The organism is Anoxybacillus kestanbolensis, assembly GCF_001996285.1.
Taxonomy (GTDB): Bacteria; Bacillota; Bacilli; order Bacillales; family Anoxybacillaceae; genus Anoxybacillus; species Anoxybacillus kestanbolensis_A.
In genome coordinates this window covers 12,889-31,482 of record NZ_MQAD01000011.1, presented here as the reverse complement: position 1 = coordinate 31,482, position 18,594 = coordinate 12,889, and the positions used below count along the sequence as shown (strand labels likewise).

The following is an 18,594-nucleotide window of genomic DNA, read 5'->3' as shown; positions in this document are numbered from 1 at the left end:
ATCGCAAGCTATCGAAAGCGATTCAGCAACAAACATTCCACGAGTTCAAGCGGCAAATGACGTACAAATGTGCATGGCATGGGATCGAGTTGATCGTGGCGGATCGGTTTTATCCGTCAAGCAAAAAGTGTAGCCGTTGCGGTCACGTAAAAGAGATGCTTTCTTTATCCGAACGGGCGTACCGTTGCGAGGCGTGTGGGATAGAAATGGATCGTGACCTCAACGCAAGCATCAACTTGAAAAACTATGCCAAGTAAAGCACAACATGTACCCATCCGTTAGTGGGGAAGTGAAGCCTTCGGAGCGTCAAAGAAACGAGAGTAGCTTTTCGCGAAATCGGGCGCGATGAACAAGGAAGGAAACAGTCTTGTAAGTTTTCTGTAACGGATATATGTGTTCCTCAAGCGTTTAGAAGCTATCGGATTTAAATCTTTTGCGGATCGTATTTCCATCGATTTTGTTCCGGGGATGACGGCGATCGTCGGTCCGAACGGAAGTGGAAAAAGCAACATTACAGACGCGATTCGTTGGGTGCTTGGTGAACAGTCCGCCAAGTCGCTTCGCGGCGCAAAAATGGAAGACGTCATTTTTTCGGGAAGCGAATCACGCAAGCCGTTAAACGTGGCGGAAGTGACATTAACGCTCGATAATAGCGATCAATTTTTGCCGCTCGAATACGAAGAAGTAAGTATAACAAGACGTGTCTATCGTTCCGGCGATAGCGAATTTTTTATTAATAACCAGCCTTGCCGTTTAAAAGATATTGTCGATTTATTTATGGATTCTGGCGTTGGTCGTGAAGCTTTCTCCATCATTAGTCAAGGAAAAGTAGAAGAAATTTTAAGCAGTAAAGCGGAAGATCGCCGCATGATTTTTGAAGATGCAGCGGGCGTCTTAAAATATAAAACAAGGAAAAAAAAGGCAGAGCAAAAACTAAACGAAACAGAAGATCATTTGCAGCGTGTGCAAGATATTTTACACGAACTAAACCAGCAGCTCGAGCCGTTGAAACAACAAGCGTCAATCGCCAACGAATATCTTGAGAAAAAAGAGCAGTTACAAGCATATGAAGTCGGCTTAATTGTTTATGAAATCGAGCAGCTACATGAAAAATGGGAAGCGTTGAAAAAACAACTCGCTTTACATCAACAAAACGAAATGGAATTAGCGACGACGTTACAAAAAGAAGAAGCGCACATCGCTCAGTTGCGTCATGAACTGACAGCGCTTGATGAGTCGATAGATGGCTTACAGCAAGTATTGTTGCTTGTTAGCGAAGAGCTTGAGAAAATGGAAGGGAAAAAACAGTTATTAAAAGAGCGAAAAAGCAACGCCTACAAGCAACAACAGCAAATGGAGCAAACGATGGGGCAACTTGCTGAGCGAGAACGTGCACTTGAAGCGACAATTGCTGAAAAAAAGAAAGTGCTGCAACAGCTTCAAACAGATGTGCAAGCGCTTCAAGCGCAATTAAAAGAACAAAACAACGTCCTTTCTGCTTACGGTCCAAAAGCGGAGGAGGAAATTGAACGGCTAAAAAGCGAATACATTGATCTCGTTCACGAACAAGCGACGTTAAAAAATGAGCGCATGCACATTGAGTCCCAGTTGCAAAAAAATGAAGAAAAACAACAGCAGCTCGTCACTGCAAACAACGAACATATTCAAGCATACGAACAGATCGTTGAACAATGGGAACAAAAACAAAAACTCATCCATGAGTTGCAAGAACGCATCGCTAAACAAGAGCAAACGCTTCAAACAAAAGAAGAACAATTGACCGCACGAAAAGAACAATATCGAAAAAAAGAAACGACGTTATATGAAGCGTATCAATATGTACAAAAAGTAAAATCAAAAAAAGAAATGTTAGAGGCGATGCAACAAGAGTATGCTGGATTTTTCCAAGGGGTAAAAGAAGTATTAAAAGCAAAAGATCGGTTAAACGGCATTCATGGAGCGGTTGTTGAGTTGATGACGGTGCCATCTGAGCTTGAAACAGCGATCGAAGTGGCGCTCGGGGGAGCGGCGCAACATATCGTCGTAAAAAACGAACAAAGCGCGCGTGAAGCCATTCAATTTTTAAAGCAAAATAAGTATGGACGAGCGACGTTTTTGCCGCTCGACGTTATTCAGCGAAAACTATTTCCTCCATCCGTTCGGGAAAACATTGCCAAACACCCCGCTTACGTTGGCATTGCTTCCGAATTAATTTCGTATGAAGCAACGTACGAAAACATTATGACAAACATTCTTGGAACAGTCATTGTTACACGTGATTTAAAAGGGGCAAATGAGCTTGCTCGCCAATTGCAATACCGCTATCGTCTCGTCACGCTAGAAGGGGATGTTGTGAATCCAGGCGGGGCGATGACGGGAGGAACGGTAAATAAACAGACAAGCTCATTATTTAGTCGTGCGCGTGAGCTTGAAGAAGTGACAGCACATTGGCGCGATGTCGAGCAAAAAACGATCGAGCTTGAACAGCTTGTACAACGAGAAAAAGAAGCCATTGCACAAGCTGAGCAAGAGCGAACAGCGCTTTATACTGAGCTAGAAGCAAGCCGTATGGAGCTGCAAGAAGAAAAAAGCGCATGGATGGAACTAAACCTTCGTAAAAAACATATGGACGAACGACTCGCTGTATATCGCTATGAAAGACAGACGCTCGAAGAAGAAAAGAAACAATTGACTGCTCGACTTCACGATATTATGCATTCGCTCCATACACTTGAGAAACATATTGCTTCTATCGATGAACAAGTGAAACAATGGACAGAAAAAAAACAGTTAGAGCAGCAATCGAAGGAGCAAATGCGAGAAAAGTTGACCGCATTGAAAGTCGCGCTCGCTGAAAAGCAAGAACACGTCAGAAATGAAGAGCAACATGTGCATCGACTAACGGAAGAATGGGAGGAAGTGAAGCGAACACTTACGCACATCGAAAAAGAACGCAATGAACTTGTACGCCATACGAACGAACAAACGGAAGATGAACAACAGCTCGAGCGAATATGCGAAGAAAAAACGAAACAAAAAGAGGAAACGATTGAACTTATTGCTAGCCGACGTGAACAGCGGTTACATTATCAAACAAAGCTTGAGCAACTCGAAAAAGAAATAAAAGAATTGAAACGACAACATAAACAACTCACAGATACGCTAAAAGACGAGGAAGTGAAGCTTGCTCGCTTCGATATGGAGCTTGACCACTTACTAAACCGCCTTCGTGAAGAATACAAACTGTCATTCGAAGCAGCGAAAGAAGCGTTCCCGCTCCATATCCCTGCTCAAGAGGCGCGGAAAAAAGTGAAGCTCATCCAGCTCGCTATTGATGAACTTGGAACGGTCAATCTCGGTGCGATTGAAGAATATGAACGTGTCTCTGAACGCCACCGCTTTTTAACTGAACAAAAAGAAGACTTACAACAGGCAAAAGATACGTTATATCAAGTGATTGATGAAATGGACGATGAAATGAAACGAAGATTTGCGACAACGTTTGAGCAAATTCGGACGCAATTTGCACGCGTGTTCGTTGAATTGTTTGGAGGAGGAAAGGCCGATTTACAGTTGACTGATCCGAACGATTTACTCCATACGGGTGTCGACATTGTCGCACAGCCACCGGGGAAAAAACTACAACATTTAAGTTTATTATCAGGCGGGGAGCGAGCATTGACGGCGATTGCGCTTTTGTTCGCCATTTTAAATGTTCGACCTGTTCCGTTTTGCGTGCTTGATGAAGTAGAAGCAGCACTTGATGAGGCGAACGTACAACGATATGCGAAATATTTAAAGAAGTTTAGCGACGATACACAATTTATCGTCATTACCCATCGAAAAGGAACGATGGAAGAAGCAGATGTACTATATGGAGTAACGATGCAACAATCAGGTGTATCGAAGCTCGTTTCTGTTCGACTAGAAGAAGTAGCTGAAAAGAAAGGATGAGAAACGGTGAGCTTTTTTAAAAAATTAAAAGAAAAAATCGCAAAACAAGCGGATACAGTAACGGAAAAGTTTAAACGTGGTTTAGAAAAAACGCGCGACTCTTTCGCAGGAAAAGTGAACGATCTAATCGCGCGTTATCGAAAAGTAGATGAAGAGTTTTTTGAGGAGCTAGAAGAAATTTTAATCGCCTCAGACGTTGGTGTCGCAACGGTCATGGATTTTATCGATGAGTTAAAAATGGAAGTGAAACGTCGCAACATTCAAGACCCGAAAGAAATGTATAGCGTCATTTCCGAAAAATTGATTGACATTTACGAAGCAAGCGGCGATGAAACGACAGAACTAAACATTCAACCAAACGGCTTGACGGTCATTTTATTTGTCGGTGTCAACGGCGTTGGAAAAACGACGACGATCGGAAAGCTTGCGCACAAATTAAAGAACGAAGGGAAAACAGTCATGTTGGCAGCTGGCGATACGTTCCGTGCGGGTGCGATTGAACAGCTTGAAGTATGGGGCGAGCGAGTCGGTGTGGAAGTCATTAAACAATCGGCTGGGTCCGATCCGGCTGCGGTCATGTACGATGCGATTCAAGCAGCCAAATCGCGCAACGTTGACATTTTGTTGTGTGATACAGCTGGCCGCTTACAAAACAAAGTGAATTTAATGAAAGAGCTTGAAAAAGTGAGACGCGTCATTGAACGCGAAGTGCCGGGCGCACCGCACGAAGTATTGCTCGTGCTAGATGCAACAACAGGGCAAAATGCGATGAGCCAAGCAAAAACATTTAAAGAAGCGACGAACGTCACCGGCATTGTGCTTACGAAACTGGATGGAACAGCAAAAGGTGGCATCGTATTAGCGATCCGCCATGAGTTAAACATTCCGGTGAAATTTGTCGGTTTAGGAGAGAAAATGGACGATTTAGAGCCGTTTAACGCCGAACAATTCGTGTATGGGTTATTTTCATCGTTTATGGAACGAGAAGAGGAGCAAGGAGAATAACTTGACAGTATCAGCTAAAACATATACACTAAATTCATGTAAAGGCGTTTCACTTAACAGGGGGGAGTTTCATGCTAGAAAAAACAACGAGAATGAACTATTTATACGACTTTTACCAATCGTTGTTGACGCCGAAGCAACGAAACTATATGTCCCTTTACTATTTAGACGATTACTCCCTCGGTGAAATTGCCGAAGAGTACGAAGTGAGTCGTCAAGCTGTATACGATAACATTAAACGGACGGAAGCGATGCTAGAAGACTATGAGCAAAAGCTATTGCTCTTTCAAAAGTTTCAACAACGTCATAAACTATTGCACCGATTAAAAACGCATATAGCTGAACGCTATCCGAACGATGAGGAGCTGATGGGGCTCGTTATGGAGTTGGAGAAATTAGAGTAGGGGGCGGTAACGATGGCATTTGAAGGATTGGCCGACCGTCTGCAACATGTCATGAATAAAATTCGTGGCAAAGGCAAAGTCACGGAAGCCGATGTAAAAGAAATGATGCGTGAAGTGCGGCTCGCGCTATTAGAAGCGGACGTCAATTTTAAAGTCGTCAAAGACTTCGTGAAAAAAGTAAGCGAACGAGCTGTCGGACAAGAAGTAATGAAAAGTTTGACCCCAGGACAGCAAGTCATTAAAGTCGTAAAAGAAGAATTGACGGAGCTGATGGGGGGAGAAAACAGCAAAATTGCCGTAGCGAGCCGTCCGCCAACGGTTGTCATGATGGTCGGTTTGCAAGGGGCAGGAAAAACGACGACAACGGGAAAATTAGCGAATTTATTACGTAAAAAACATAATCGTAAACCGTTGCTTGTCGCAGCTGACATTTATCGCCCAGCAGCGATTAAACAGCTTGAGACGTTAGGGAAGCAGTTGAACATCCCTGTGTTTTCGCTCGGCGATCAAGTGAGCCCGGTGGAAATTGCGAAACAAGCGATCGCAAAAGCAAAAGAAGAGCATTATGATTACGTATTAATCGATACGGCAGGGCGTCTGCACATTGATGAAGCGCTCATGGATGAATTGAAACAAATTAAAGAAGTGACGAAACCCGATGAAATTTTTCTCGTTGTCGATGCGATGACAGGACAAGATGCGGTCAACGTCGCGCAAAGCTTTAACGAACAACTTGGACTGACGGGCGTCATTTTGACGAAGCTTGATGGTGATACGCGAGGCGGGGCAGCCTTATCGATTAAAGCGGTCACAAATACGCCAATTAAGTTTGTCGGTATGGGCGAAAAGCTCGATGCGCTTGAGCCGTTTCATCCGGAGCGGATGGCGTCGCGCATTTTAGGTATGGGGGACGTGTTGACGCTCATTGAAAAAGCGCAAGCCGCTGTCGATGAAGAAAAGGCAAAAGAGCTCGAACAAAAAATGCGCACCGCCTCATTTACACTTGACGACTTTTTAGAACAGCTTGGGCAAGTGCGCAAACTCGGTCCGCTCGATGAACTTTTAAAAATGTTGCCGGGCGCTAACAAAGTGAAAGGTTTAAACAACTTACAAATTGACGAAAAGCAAATTAGCCGCGTCGAAGCGATTATTCGTTCGATGACAAAAGAAGAAAAAATGAACCCAGACATCATTAACTCTAGTCGCAAAAAGCGAATTGCAAAAGGGAGCGGAACGACGGTTCAAGACGTCAACCGCTTGCTGAAACAGTTTGACGAAATGAAAAAAATGATGAAAATGATGACAACCATGCCAAAGGGGAAGAAGAAAGGGTTCCGTTTCCCGTTCATGTAAACAAAATAACAGTGTTAAGAAAAAACACTTTACAAACAAAACGTTTATTGCTAATATACTATCTTGTGTGAAATATTTTCGGAGGTGCTATAATCATGGCAGTAAAAATTCGTTTAAAACGTATGGGTGCAAAAAAATCACCATTTTATCGTATCGTTGTTGCAGACTCTCGTTCTCCACGTGACGGTCGTTTCATCGAAACAATCGGCACATATAATCCGTTAACAGAGCCTGCAGAAATTAAAATTAATGAAGAGCTTGCATTAAAATGGTTGCAAAACGGCGCAAAACCATCTGACACAGTGCGCAACTTGCTTTCAAAACAAGGAATTTTAGAAAAATTCCACAACTTAAAGTACGGAAAGTAATATATGAAAACGTTGCTTGAGACGATTGTTCGGTCACTTGTCGATCATCCGGAATGCGTCGTCATTCGCGAAACGGAACAACAACAATCGATCACATATGCGATCGCGCTTCATCACGAAGACGTTGGGAAAGTGATCGGAAAAAACGGGCGAATGATTCAAGCCATTCGCACCGTTGTTCAAGCAGCCAATGAGTCAAAGAAGCGAATAGACGTACGCATCGAAGAGTAAGGGAGAGGGAAGACACCTCCCCTTTTTTCGTTCAGAAAGGCGGTGCGCCATGAAAATCATTCAAACGGTTGAAGTAAGACAGCGATTGACAGAAAAAAGTAAACAACAGCTCATGCAACAATTTACCACGCAAAAACAGCAGCTTGAACAACAATGTGAGCAGCTCATCTTTGAACAAAAACGAATGGAAAAACAAACATCGTTTTCACAAAAACAAATTAAAGAAAAATTTGGACGAGAAATGCAAATTCGCCGCCAAAAAATAGCGGAACTTGATTTCCTTCTTGAACAATTGCGCATATTACCGATAGGAAGCGAAATTAAAGAAAGAGAAGTCGAGGCGATTATCGACGTTCACATTGGTGCGCGTTGGTCGCCTCCGAAAACGATTGTCATTGAAGACGGAATCGTTGTGGATATACGCGAGGGGTGATCGTTGTGAAATGGTTTCATGTCGGAAAAATTGTCAATACGCACGGTATTCGCGGTGAAGTGCGCGTCATTTCACGCACAGATTTTGCAGAAGAGCGGTATAAAATCGGGAATGTATTATATATTTTTATGGAAAATAAGCCACCGGTTGAAGTCAAAGTGGCGAGCCATCGAGTTCATAAGTCGTTTGATTTATTAACGTTCGAAGGATACGATAACATCAACTTAGTCGAACCATTTAAAGGGGCGATTATTAAAATACCAGAAACGCAATTGCAACCGCTTAACGAAGGTGAATATTATTTTCACGAAATTATCGGTTGCACAGTTGTGACCGAGGATGGTGAACCGATTGGCGAAATAAAAGAAATTTTAACGCCAGGTGCAAATGACGTATGGGTCGTCAAACGAAAAAAAGGCGGAGATGTGTTAATCCCTTACATTGATGATGTCGTCAAACAAGTCGATGTTGAAAACAAAACGATTACGATTCATGTGATGGAAGGATTGCTCGACGAATGAAAATCGATGTGCTCACCTTATTTCCAAATATGTTTACTGGCGTGTTGAACGAGTCGATTTTAAAACGTGCGCAAGAAAAAGGTGCCGTTACATTTCAGCTCGTCAATTTTCGCGAATTTGCCGATAATAAACATCAGACGGTAGACGACTACCCTTACGGCGGTGGGGCTGGCATGGTATTGAAGCCGCAACCGATTTTTGATGCGGTTGATCATTTAACGAAGCAAAGCGAGCATCGTCCGCGCGTGATTTTGCTTTGTCCTCAAGGTGAACGATACACGCAAAAAAAAGCGGAGGAACTCGCTAAAGAACGACACATCATTTTCATTTGCGGACATTACGAAGGATATGACGAACGCATTCGTGAACATCTCGTGACGGACGAAATTTCCATTGGCGATTACGTCTTAACGGGCGGAGAACTGGCAGCGATGGTCGTCATTGATAGCGTCGTTCGTTTGCTTCCTGGCGTGCTCGGCAACGAGCATTCCTCTATGCTTGATTCTTATAGCTCTGGTTTGCTCGAACACCCACATTATACGCGCCCAGCCGATTTTCGTGGCATGAAAGTACCAGATGTCCTTCTTTCAGGTAATCACCGTTTAATTGAAGAGTGGCGTCAAAAAGAATCGTTGCGCCGCACATGGTTGCGCCGGCCAGATTTGCTCGAAACGTATGAGTTAACGGAACAACAAAAAAAATGGATCGAACAATGGAAAAAAAACGAACGGTAACTATTGCATCCGTTACATCTTTATGATAGTATAAACGTTGTGACTTATGTCGCACGTAAAACGATGTTCCGCTGCTATGAACGATACACATAAGCATGAGCATCTGTTGGAAGGAGATGAAGATGATGCATCATTTAATTCAAGAAATTACAAAAGAACAACTACGTAACGATCTTCCAGAATTTCGCCCTGGTGACACAGTGCGCGTTCACGTGAAAGTTGTTGAAGGAAACCGTGAACGTATCCAAGTATTCGAGGGCGTTGTTATCAAGCGTCGTGGTGGTGGAATTAGCGAAACATTTACAGTTCGTAAAGTATCTTACGGTGTAGGTGTTGAGCGTACATTCCCATTACACACGCCGAAGATTGCTAAATTAGAAGTTGTTCGTCGCGGTAAAGTTCGTCGTGCGAAATTGTACTACTTGCGTCAACTCCGCGGTAAAGCAGCACGCATCAAAGAAATCATCTAACACAAAAGAAATGATTGCAAGGAGCTTGATCATCAAGCTCCTTTTTCAACATTCATCATATAGGTGGGAGAAGGATGGAAAAACAAAAGAATGAATGGTTTGAATGGTTAAAAGCGATTTTCATTGCGGTGGCATTAGCAGGAGGTATTCGCTATTTCATTTTCGCCCCAATCATCGTTGAAGGGGAGTCGATGATGCCGACGTTACATAATCAAGACCGAATGATCGTCAATAAAATCGCCTATAAAATTGGCGAGCCAGAACGGTTTGATATTATTGTGTTTCATGCCGAAGAAGGAAAAGATTATATTAAGCGCGTCATTGGATTGCCAGGCGACCGGATTGAATATAAAAATGATACGTTATACGTCAACGGGAAGCCTTACAAAGAACCTTACTTAGATGACGAGAAAAAACAACTGTTTGATGGCCCATTAACAGAGTCGTTTACACTTGAAGAATTGTGGGGACGAAAAACCGTTCCTGAAGGTCATTTATTCGTGCTCGGAGATAATCGCAGATACAGCAAAGATAGTCGCCATATCGGATTTATTCCGATGGAAAAAGTTGTAGGGAAAACGTCGGTCGTTTATTGGCCTCTTTCTGATGCGCGCATTGTTGAATAACATAACTAAAGTAGGTGGCAACGATGACGATTCAATGGTTCCCTGGCCATATGGCAAAAGCGAAACGGGAAGTGACAGAAAAATTAAAACTTATCGATATCGTATTTGAGCTAGTAGATGCCCGCATTCCTATTTCATCGCGCAATCCGTTAATTGATGAAATTGTGGCGAATAAACCGCGCATCATATTGTTAAACAAAGCGGATATGGCTGATCCCGATGTGACAAAACAATGGATCGACTTTTTCGCTGCACAGCAAATTGACGCCATTGCGATCGATTCGCAAAGCGGAACAGGCGTCAAGCAAATGGTAGCGGTCGCAAAAGAGAAGTTGCGCCCAAAATTTGAAAAAATGATAGCGAAGGGAATTAAACGTCCTCGGGCGATGCGTGCGCTTATTGTCGGCATTCCAAACGTCGGAAAATCAACGCTCATTAACCGACTCGCAGGAAAACATATTGCCAAAACAGGCGATACACCGGGAGTGACAAAAGCGCAACAATGGATTAAAGTCGGCAAAGAGCTCGAGCTACTTGATACGCCTGGAATTTTATGGCCGAAGTTTGAAGATGAAGAAGTCGGATACAAACTTGCAACAACGGGAGCGATTAAAGATACCATTTTAAACTTACAAGACGTTGCTGTGTATGCGTTACGTTTTTTATCTACTCATTATCCCGATCGTTTAAAAGAACGATATGCGCTTGCGGACATTCCAGAAGACATCGTCCAATTGTTTGATGACATCGGAAAAAAACGAGGCTGTTTAGCCGCTGGTGGTGTCGTCGACTACGATAAAGTTGCTGAGCTTGTGTTGCGCGATATTCGTACAGAAAAATTAGGCCGGCTCAGTTTTGATCGCCTGTAAGGTTCGCATAAGCGAGCCTTTATTTTTTTGTTTATTTGTCGATATAAGGGATAAGGAGTGATGACGGTGAATATACAAGAAATAAAAAAAAGACTACAAACGATTCACGATGAAACAGATGAATGGTTTCAAAAACTATTACACGATGAGCGAAAAGGCGTCCAACGCCTCGTTCAACAATGGTATAAGCAAAAAGAAGAAGAAAAACGGAAACGCGAACGTTTTTTGCATATGTTGCGATATGAACAGGCGCTATACGACAAAGGAATCCGCTACATCGCGGGGGTAGATGAAGTAGGACGAGGGCCGCTAGCTGGTCCGGTTGTTGCCGCAGCAGTGATTTTACCAAAAGATGTGTATCTCCCTCATGTAGACGATTCAAAAAAACTATCGGAAATGAAGCGAGAGCAGTTGTTTTCTATCATTCAACAAACGGCGCTTGCGATCGGTATTGGCATCGTTAGCGCACGCGAAATTGATGAGCTAAACATTTACGAAGCGACGAAAAAAGCGATGATGCAAGCTGTCCATGCGCTTGCGATCGCTCCCGAGCATTTGCTCATTGATGCGATGCACATTCCACTATCTATTCCACAAACATCGATCATTAAAGGGGATGCGCATAGCGTCTCCATTGCAGCAAGTTCCATTATCGCGAAAGTGACGCGCGATCGCATGATGAAACAGTTAGGTGAGAAATATCCACAATACGGATTTGAAAAGCATATGGGATACGGCACGAAAGAGCATTTGCAAGCGATTGAGCGATATGGAGTCATTGAAGAACATCGTCGTTCGTTTGCGCCGATTCGCGAACGATTAAAGCGAGGAGAATGAGATGAACGTTCAATGGTTGCGTACGTTATTTGATGATGCACAAACGATACGTTTACCGAAAGCACCGACGTTTCACGTTGGTGACATCATTTATGGAAAAATCGAAAAAATAACCGAAGATCGGACAGCGCTCGTTCGGATCGGCAGTCATACGCTGACGGCCGAACTGCAGTCACCTGTTAAAGAAGGTGAAACATATACGTTTCACGTGCAAAAAACATCCCCACTTGAGCTGAAAATATTGCAACATACAGCAAAGCTGACAGATGAAGAAAGCGTCAGCCGTTATTTTCGTTTACCGATGAATGAACAAACGAAGGCGCTCGTTCGTTGGATGATGGATGAATCTTTTACATTTAAAAAACATGACATGTCCCTCATTCGACAATGGTTGCAAACAGGTGGTAAAAAAGAAGCCCAAGCAATCAAATGGCTGTTCATGCACGATTTGCCGCTTCGTGATGATATATTTCGTGCGTTCGTTGCTTTGCAAGATGATCGACCGCTATATGAACAACAACTCACGCTGGCGATGATGATCGATCGCTTTCACCCGAAAGGAACGTTAGCAAAACTTTCTTCTTATTTGCGCCATATGCCGACGCTTTCTTCTTTTTCGCCTGAACATATTCAACAACTGCTTGAAGAGACGATGAAACAACAAGATGAGTGGCTCGTTTTATTGCAAACAGCAGCAGAAGAAGCTCCAGGTGAGTTAAAAACGGAGATTATCTCATTACTTGATCGAGTGAAAGCATATCAGTTGTTATCAACAAACAACGATTCGCTCCAACATATATTTACTCAATTTCCGTTATTCATCGGGACGCATGCAACAGATGTGACGATTCAATGGCGCGGAAAACAACGAGAAAACGGAAAAATGGATACAGACTATTGTCGCATTTTATTTTATTTGACGCTTGCGACGTTAAAAGAAACGATTGTAGACGTTCATATTCAACAACGTATCGTTCATATTTCGATCATCAATGACACGCCTCGTGTGGAACTGTATGCGTCCGCCCTTGAGCCGTCACTAAAGGAGAAGCTTGCTGAACATGGCTACACGCTTTCTTCTATTTCCGTTAAAACGCCGATGAACAAGCGAAGTGACCGTTTACTTGTTGAACCATTTTCTTATAAAGGAGTCGATTATCGCATATGAAACGAAAGCGCGCCGTTGCTTTATCGTACGACGAACAACATATCGCCCCTGTCGTTGTAGCAAAAGGAGAAGGAGCTGTGGCTGATCGCATCATTGAACGCGCGAAACAATACGACGTCCCCATTTATGAAGATGAAACGCTCGCGACGATGCTCGGTCAATTACAATTAAACGAAACGATTCCAGAAGAACTGTACAAAGTTGTTGCTGAAGTATTTGCATTTATTTATCAAGTCGAAAAAAAGGTGGAGGGGCGATGACAACGATCGCTTCTTTTTCTTTTGTTAAAGAATTTTCTGTCTAAATGGTAGACAACTGACAAAGTATCATTATACAATGAAAGCGCTAGTACTTTTATTTTTATACATAGGAGGATGGGGTATGAATATTCATGAGTATCAAGGAAAAGAGATCCTCAGAAGCTACGGAGTAAGCGTGCCGAACGGCCGCGTGGCGTTCACGGTTGAAGAAGCGGTTGAGGCGGCGAAAGAGCTCGGCAGTAGCGTTTGTGTCGTGAAAGCGCAAATTCATGCCGGCGGTCGCGGAAAAGCAGGGGGAGTAAAAGTCGCAAAAAGTTTAGAAGAAGTTCGTACATATGCGAGTGAGCTGTTAGGGAAAGTGCTTGTCACACATCAAACAGGTCCAGAAGGAAAAGAAGTAAAGCGTCTTTTAATCGAAGAAGGATGCGACATTAAAAAGGAATATTACATCGGGCTTGTTGTTGATCGTGCGACGTCCCGCGTAGTATTAATGGGATCAGAAGAAGGCGGAACAGAAATTGAAGAAGTCGCAGCGAAAACGCCGGAGAAAATTTTTAAAGAGTATATCGACCCAGCTGTCGGCCTACAAGCGTTCCAAGCGCGCCGCATGGCATTTAACATCAATATTCCGAAAGAGCTTGTCAATCAAGCAGTCAAATTTATGTTAGGCTTATATCAAGTGTTCGTTGAAAAAGATTGCTCAATCGCTGAAATTAACCCGCTTGTCGTAACGGGTGATGGAAAAGTAATGGCGCTTGATGCGAAGCTTAACTTTGATTCAAACGCGTTATATCGCCATAAAGACATTTTAGAATATCGCGATTTAGACGAAGAAGATCCAAAAGAAATTGAAGCGTCAAAATACGATTTAAACTACATTTCGCTTGACGGAAACATTGGTTGCATGGTTAACGGTGCAGGCTTAGCGATGGCGACGATGGACATCATTAAATATTACGGTGGCGAGCCGGCAAACTTTTTAGATGTTGGTGGCGGTGCGACGACAGAAAAAGTAACAGAAGCGTTTAAAATCATTTTATCCGACCCGAATGTTAAAGGTATTTTCGTTAACATTTTCGGGGGCATTATGAAATGTGACGTCATCGCTAACGGAATTGTTGAGGCAACGAAACAAGTTGGTTTAAATCTTCCGCTTGTCGTTCGTTTAGAAGGAACGAACGTTGAATTAGGGAAAAAGATTTTAGAAGAGTCCGGATTAAATATTACAGCCGCTGAATCGATGGCAGACGGCGCGCAAAAAATCGTTTCGCTAGTAAGCTAATAGAAGGGATGGGAGAAACGTGAGCGTTTTTGTTAATAAAGATACGAAAGTCATTGTACAAGGAATTACAGGTTCACAAGGGTTGTTCCATACGAAACAAATGATTGAGTACGGCACAAACATTGTTGGTGGGGTAACACCAGGAAAAGGTGGCACGGAAGTTGAAGGGGTACCTGTGTTTGATACGGTTTCTGAAGCGGTTGAAAAAACAGGTGCGAACGCCTCTGTCATTTACGTTCCGCCAGCATTTGCTGCCGATGCAATTATGGAAGCAGTTGATGCAGAAATCGACTTAGTTGTTTGTATTACAGAAGGCATTCCGGTACTAGACATGGTAAAAGTGAAGCGCTATATGGAAGGAAAGAAAACGCGCTTAATCGGACCAAACTGCCCTGGTATCATTACACCGGAAGAATGTAAAATTGGTATTATGCCAGGCTATATTCATAAAAAAGGGCATGTCGGCATCGTTTCGCGCTCTGGTACGTTAACGTATGAAGCTGTTCATCAATTAACACAAGCAGGCATCGGGCAATCGACAGCGGTTGGGATTGGCGGTGACCCAGTCAATGGAACAAACTTCATCGACGTATTAAAGGCGTTTAACGAAGATGAAGACACATATGCGGTCATTATGATCGGAGAAATTGGTGGAACGGCAGAAGAAGAAGCGGCCGAATGGGTAAAAGCAAACATGACAAAACCGGTTGTCGGCTTTATCGGCGGACAAACAGCACCTCCAGGAAAGCGCATGGGACATGCTGGTGCGATCATTTCTGGCGGAAAAGGAACGGCGGAAGAAAAAATTAAAACGATGACAGCATGCGGCATTAAAGTCGCAGAAACGCCAGCAGTGATTGGCGAAACGCTCATCTCTGTATTAAAAGAACGCGGCTTATACGAAAAGTGTAAAACACATTAATAATCGCGAATCGTCCTAAGGCACAAACCTTAGGACGATTTTTATAAATAGGAGGGATATCATGTACGATACAACTCGCGAACGGCTCATCCATTTGCATCATTGTCGTGGCATCGGGTGGAAAAGTATCGCACGCTTGCTTCATGCAGACCCATCGCTAGCCTCCATTTTTCATCTTTCGTCACAACAACTTCAACGACTACTTCCGATCCCCCAAAAACATTTCACTGCTTTTTTCCATGATTTGCATTGTCACAAATTGAAACGTATGATAAAAACATATGAGGAACAAAACATTCATATTGTAACAATAAAAGATGATGGTTATCCGGAGTGGCTGAAACATATATATGATCCACCGTGGGTACTATATGCGAAAGGAAACGTAGCGTTGCTTAAGCGAAAAAAAATAATTAGCGTCGTAGGGACACGGACGCCCACTCGTCAAGGAATCGCAGCGATGCATATCGTCCTTCCGCCCCTCATTCAAAACGGCTGGATCGTTGTGAGCGGACTAGCAAAAGGTATTGATGCTGAAGCACATCGTTTATGTTTACGGCATCATGGTGAAACAATTGCGGTCATTGCGGGCGGATTGCATTACATATACCCACCTGAAAATGAATCATTATTTCGACAATTAGTGACAACGCAATTAATTATTTCAGAATATCCACCATTCGTTCGCCCACAGACGTGGCATTTTCCGATGCGCAATCGCATCATTAGCGGTTTGTCGCTCGGTACGCTTGTTGTACAAGCAAAAGAGCGAAGCGGCTCGCTCATCACCGCTCATTTTGCGCTCCAGCAAGGAAGAGAAGTGTTTGCGATTCCCGGTGACATTACAACAAAAGAGGCGCTCGGGACTAATCGATTGATTCAACAAGGAGCAAAATTAATATTGTCAAGTGAAGATATTGAGGAGGAATTTCGACATCTTTTTACATGAATGAAAGAGAAAATCGAAAAATGATGTTTGACAAATGAACGAATCATCATTAATAATAATGAGGATTTTACTTTACGAATTACCTCTTGAGGGAGGGCAAAATAATGTCAGACTACTTAGTCATTGTAGAGTCGCCAGCCAAGGCGAAAACGATTGAAAGATATTTAGGAAAAAAGTATAAAGTAAAAGCATCAATGGGCCACGTGCGCGATTTGCCAAAAAGTCAAATGGGCGTTGACATACAAAATGATTATGAACCGAAGTATATTACGATTCGCGGAAAAGGTTCGGTTATTAAAGAATTGAAAACAGCGGCGAAAAAAGCAAAAAAAGTATTTCTTGCAGCTGACCCGGATCGCGAAGGGGAAGCGATTGCTTGGCATTTAGCACATGTACTTGACTTAAATACGGATTCACCATGTCGCGTCGTATTTAACGAAATTACGAAAGATGCGATTAAACAGTCATTTGAACAGCCGCGCACCATTAATATGCATTTAGTTCATGCACAACAAGCGCGTCGTGTACTCGATCGTCTTGTCGGCTACAACATTAGCCCGTTGCTTTGGAAAAAAGTAAAAAAAGGGTTAAGCGCAGGACGCGTGCAGTCTGTTGCCCTTCGCCTAATTATTGATCGCGAAAAAGAAATTCAATCGTTTCAACCTGAAGAATATTGGACGATTCAAGGCACGTTCATGAAGGGAAACGACACATTTGAAGCGCAATTTTATCGTTTGGGCAGCGAACCATTTGATTTAAAGACGGAGCAAGACGTACAACATGTATTAAATCATATTCAAGGCAATGAATTTTTCGTTACAGCGGTAACGAAAAAAGAGCGAAAACGCAATCCTGTTGCCCCGTTTATTACATCGTCATTGCAACAAGAGGCGGCGCGAAAATTAAATTTCCGTACGAGAAAGACGATGATGGTTGCTCAGCAACTATATGAGGGGATTGACCTTGGAAGCGAGGGAACGGTCGGTTTAATTACATATATGCGTACAGACTCCACGCGCGTATCAGAAAGCGCTCAACAAGAGGCGATGCAGTATATTGAACAGACGTTCGGAACATCATATGTAGCGACAGAAAAAAGAAAAGAAAAACAAAAAGCGAATGCGCAAGACGCACACGAAGCGATTCGGCCAACGTCCGTCTGGCGTCATCCTAGCGCGATTAAGCCGCATGTCACACGCGATCAATATCAGCTATACAAACTCATTTGGGAGCGCTTTATCGCAAGCCAAATGGCGCCAGCTGTGCTCGATACGGTAGCAATCGAGCTATCAAACGGCTCGGTCGTCTTTCGTGCGACTGGTTCTACAGTCAAGTTTCCAGGTTTTATGAAAGTGTATGTGGAAGGAACGGACGATCCGAAAGATGAGCAACAACGACTATTGCCAGACTTTGTTGAAGGAGAGCGCGTATTTAGTAAAGATATCGAAGGAAAACAACATTTCACGCAGCCTCCACCGCGCTATACGGAAGCCCGCCTTGTGAAAACGCTAGAAGAGCTCGGCATCGGTCGCCCATCGACATATGCACCAACGCTTGATACGATTCAAAAACGGAATTACGTAACGCTTGAAAATAAGCGATTTGTCCCGACCGAACTTGGGGAAATTGTACTTGATTTAATGATGCAATTTTTCCCAGAAATTTTAGACGTCGAATTTACAGCAAAAATGGAAAAAAGCTTAGACGATATTGAAGAAGGAAAAGTCGAATGGGTGCGCATCATCGATGAATTTTATCGCGAGTTTGAAAAACGGTTAAAAATTGCGGAAGTTGAAATGGAAAAAGTTGAAATAGCTGATGAATCAGCAGATGTCGATTGCGAAGTATGTGGAAGCCCGATGGTGTACAAAATGGGGCGCTTCGGAAAGTTTATCGCCTGCTCAAACTTCCCGCAATGTCGCAATACAAAAGCGATCGTCAAAGACATCGGAGTGAAATGTCCGCGTTGCCATGAAGGGAACATTGTGGAACGAAAAAGCAAAAAGAAACGAATGTTTTACGGCTGTGATCGTTTTCCGACGTGCGATTTTGTTTCATGGGATAAACCGATCAGTCGTCCGTGTCCGAAATGCGGTGGCATGCTTGTTGAGAAAAAAGGGAAAAAGAGCGTGCACATTCAATGCACGCAATGCGAATATAACGAACAACAGTAAGGTGAGGCGCATACCCTCACCCATTTTATCGAGG

The 18,594-nt window shown here is 43.2% G+C and carries 20 protein-coding genes; all 20 read left to right on the top strand.

Annotated features, from left to right (window positions below; all coding sequences use genetic code 11):
* Positions 1 to 257 (top strand): RNA-guided endonuclease InsQ/TnpB family protein (locus tag BO219_RS08495; RefSeq protein ID WP_143271282.1); only part of this gene is annotated, 257 nt, incomplete at its 5' end.
* A 136-nt stretch (positions 258 to 393) separates the two neighbouring features.
* Positions 394 to 3,954, top strand: coding sequence for a chromosome segregation protein SMC (gene smc / locus BO219_RS08490; RefSeq protein ID WP_077429213.1), 3,561 nt, complete (start codon positions 394 to 396; stop codon positions 3,952 to 3,954).
* A 6-nt stretch (positions 3,955 to 3,960) separates the two neighbouring features.
* A complete protein-coding gene (gene ftsY / locus BO219_RS08485; protein WP_077429212.1) occupies positions 3,961 to 4,959 on the top strand; it encodes a signal recognition particle-docking protein FtsY in 999 nt (332 codons plus the stop codon).
* A 71-nt stretch (positions 4,960 to 5,030) separates the two neighbouring features.
* Entirely contained in the window at positions 5,031 to 5,363 is a 333-nt protein-coding gene (locus BO219_RS08480) for a putative DNA-binding protein (RefSeq protein WP_077429211.1), read from the top strand.
* Positions 5,364 to 5,375: 12 nt separating this feature from the next.
* Positions 5,376 to 6,716 (top strand): signal recognition particle protein, encoded by a 1,341-nt coding sequence (ffh, locus tag BO219_RS08475; RefSeq protein WP_077429210.1) that lies wholly within the window; start codon positions 5,376 to 5,378, stop codon positions 6,714 to 6,716.
* 95 nt (positions 6,717 to 6,811) lie between these two features.
* Complete coding sequence (gene rpsP, locus BO219_RS08470; protein WP_004891099.1) at positions 6,812 to 7,084, top strand: 30S ribosomal protein S16; 273 nt, start codon at positions 6,812 to 6,814, stop codon at positions 7,082 to 7,084.
* Between the two features lie 3 nt (positions 7,085 to 7,087).
* Complete coding sequence (locus tag BO219_RS08465; RefSeq protein ID WP_004891098.1) at positions 7,088 to 7,315, top strand: KH domain-containing protein; 228 nt, start codon at positions 7,088 to 7,090, stop codon at positions 7,313 to 7,315.
* 49 nt (positions 7,316 to 7,364) lie between these two features.
* The gene (locus tag BO219_RS08460) at positions 7,365 to 7,748 is read left to right on the top strand and encodes a YlqD family protein (protein WP_077429209.1); all 384 of its coding nucleotides are present in this window, start codon (positions 7,365 to 7,367) and stop codon (positions 7,746 to 7,748) included.
* Positions 7,748 to 8,269 carry a ribosome maturation factor RimM gene (gene rimM / locus BO219_RS08455; RefSeq protein ID WP_280109626.1) on the top strand — a complete coding sequence of 174 codons (522 nt, stop codon included), beginning with the start codon at positions 7,748 to 7,750 and terminating at the stop codon, positions 8,267 to 8,269. The genes BO219_RS08460 and rimM overlap by 1 nt, the downstream gene beginning before the upstream one ends.
* Positions 8,266 to 9,003: a tRNA (guanosine(37)-N1)-methyltransferase TrmD gene (trmD, locus tag BO219_RS08450; protein ID WP_077429208.1), complete on the top strand. Its 738-nt coding sequence runs from the start codon at positions 8,266 to 8,268 to the stop codon at positions 9,001 to 9,003. The genes rimM and trmD overlap by 4 nt, the downstream gene beginning before the upstream one ends.
* Before the next feature lie 125 nt (positions 9,004 to 9,128).
* Entirely contained in the window at positions 9,129 to 9,473 is a 345-nt protein-coding gene (gene rplS / locus BO219_RS08445) for a 50S ribosomal protein L19 (RefSeq protein WP_003394943.1), read from the top strand.
* 74 nt (positions 9,474 to 9,547) lie between these two features.
* Positions 9,548 to 10,099, top strand: coding sequence for a signal peptidase I (gene lepB, locus BO219_RS08440; protein WP_006323021.1), 552 nt, complete (start codon positions 9,548 to 9,550; stop codon positions 10,097 to 10,099).
* Between the two features lie 14 nt (positions 10,100 to 10,113).
* The gene (gene ylqF, locus BO219_RS08435; RefSeq protein WP_006323022.1) at positions 10,114 to 10,968 is read left to right on the top strand and encodes a ribosome biogenesis GTPase YlqF; all 855 of its coding nucleotides are present in this window, start codon (positions 10,114 to 10,116) and stop codon (positions 10,966 to 10,968) included.
* Positions 10,969 to 11,025: 57 nt separating this feature from the next.
* Positions 11,026 to 11,805 carry a ribonuclease HII gene (locus tag BO219_RS08430; RefSeq protein WP_198936677.1) on the top strand — a complete coding sequence of 260 codons (780 nt, stop codon included), beginning with the start codon at positions 11,026 to 11,028 and terminating at the stop codon, positions 11,803 to 11,805.
* Between the two features lies 1 nt (position 11,806).
* On the top strand, positions 11,807 to 12,973 hold the full coding sequence (locus BO219_RS08425; RefSeq protein WP_077429206.1) for a hypothetical protein: 1,167 nt from the start codon (positions 11,807 to 11,809) through the stop codon (positions 12,971 to 12,973).
* Positions 12,970 to 13,233, top strand: a complete 264-nt coding sequence (locus BO219_RS08420) for an EscU/YscU/HrcU family type III secretion system export apparatus switch protein (RefSeq protein WP_006323029.1) — start codon at positions 12,970 to 12,972, stop codon at positions 13,231 to 13,233. The genes BO219_RS08425 and BO219_RS08420 overlap by 4 nt, the downstream gene beginning before the upstream one ends.
* A gap of 121 nt (positions 13,234 to 13,354) precedes the next feature.
* A complete protein-coding gene (gene sucC, locus BO219_RS08415; RefSeq protein ID WP_004891085.1) occupies positions 13,355 to 14,515 on the top strand; it encodes an ADP-forming succinate--CoA ligase subunit beta in 1,161 nt (386 codons plus the stop codon).
* Between the two features lie 19 nt (positions 14,516 to 14,534).
* Positions 14,535 to 15,437, top strand: coding sequence for a succinate--CoA ligase subunit alpha (gene sucD, locus BO219_RS08410; protein WP_077429205.1), 903 nt, complete (start codon positions 14,535 to 14,537; stop codon positions 15,435 to 15,437).
* A gap of 61 nt (positions 15,438 to 15,498) precedes the next feature.
* Positions 15,499 to 16,386 carry a DNA-processing protein DprA gene (dprA, locus tag BO219_RS08405; RefSeq protein WP_077429204.1) on the top strand — a complete coding sequence of 296 codons (888 nt, stop codon included), beginning with the start codon at positions 15,499 to 15,501 and terminating at the stop codon, positions 16,384 to 16,386.
* Positions 16,387 to 16,490: 104 nt separating this feature from the next.
* Entirely contained in the window at positions 16,491 to 18,560 is a 2,070-nt protein-coding gene (gene topA, locus BO219_RS08400) for a type I DNA topoisomerase (protein ID WP_077429203.1), read from the top strand.
* The last annotated feature ends 34 nt before the right edge of the window (positions 18,561 to 18,594 follow it).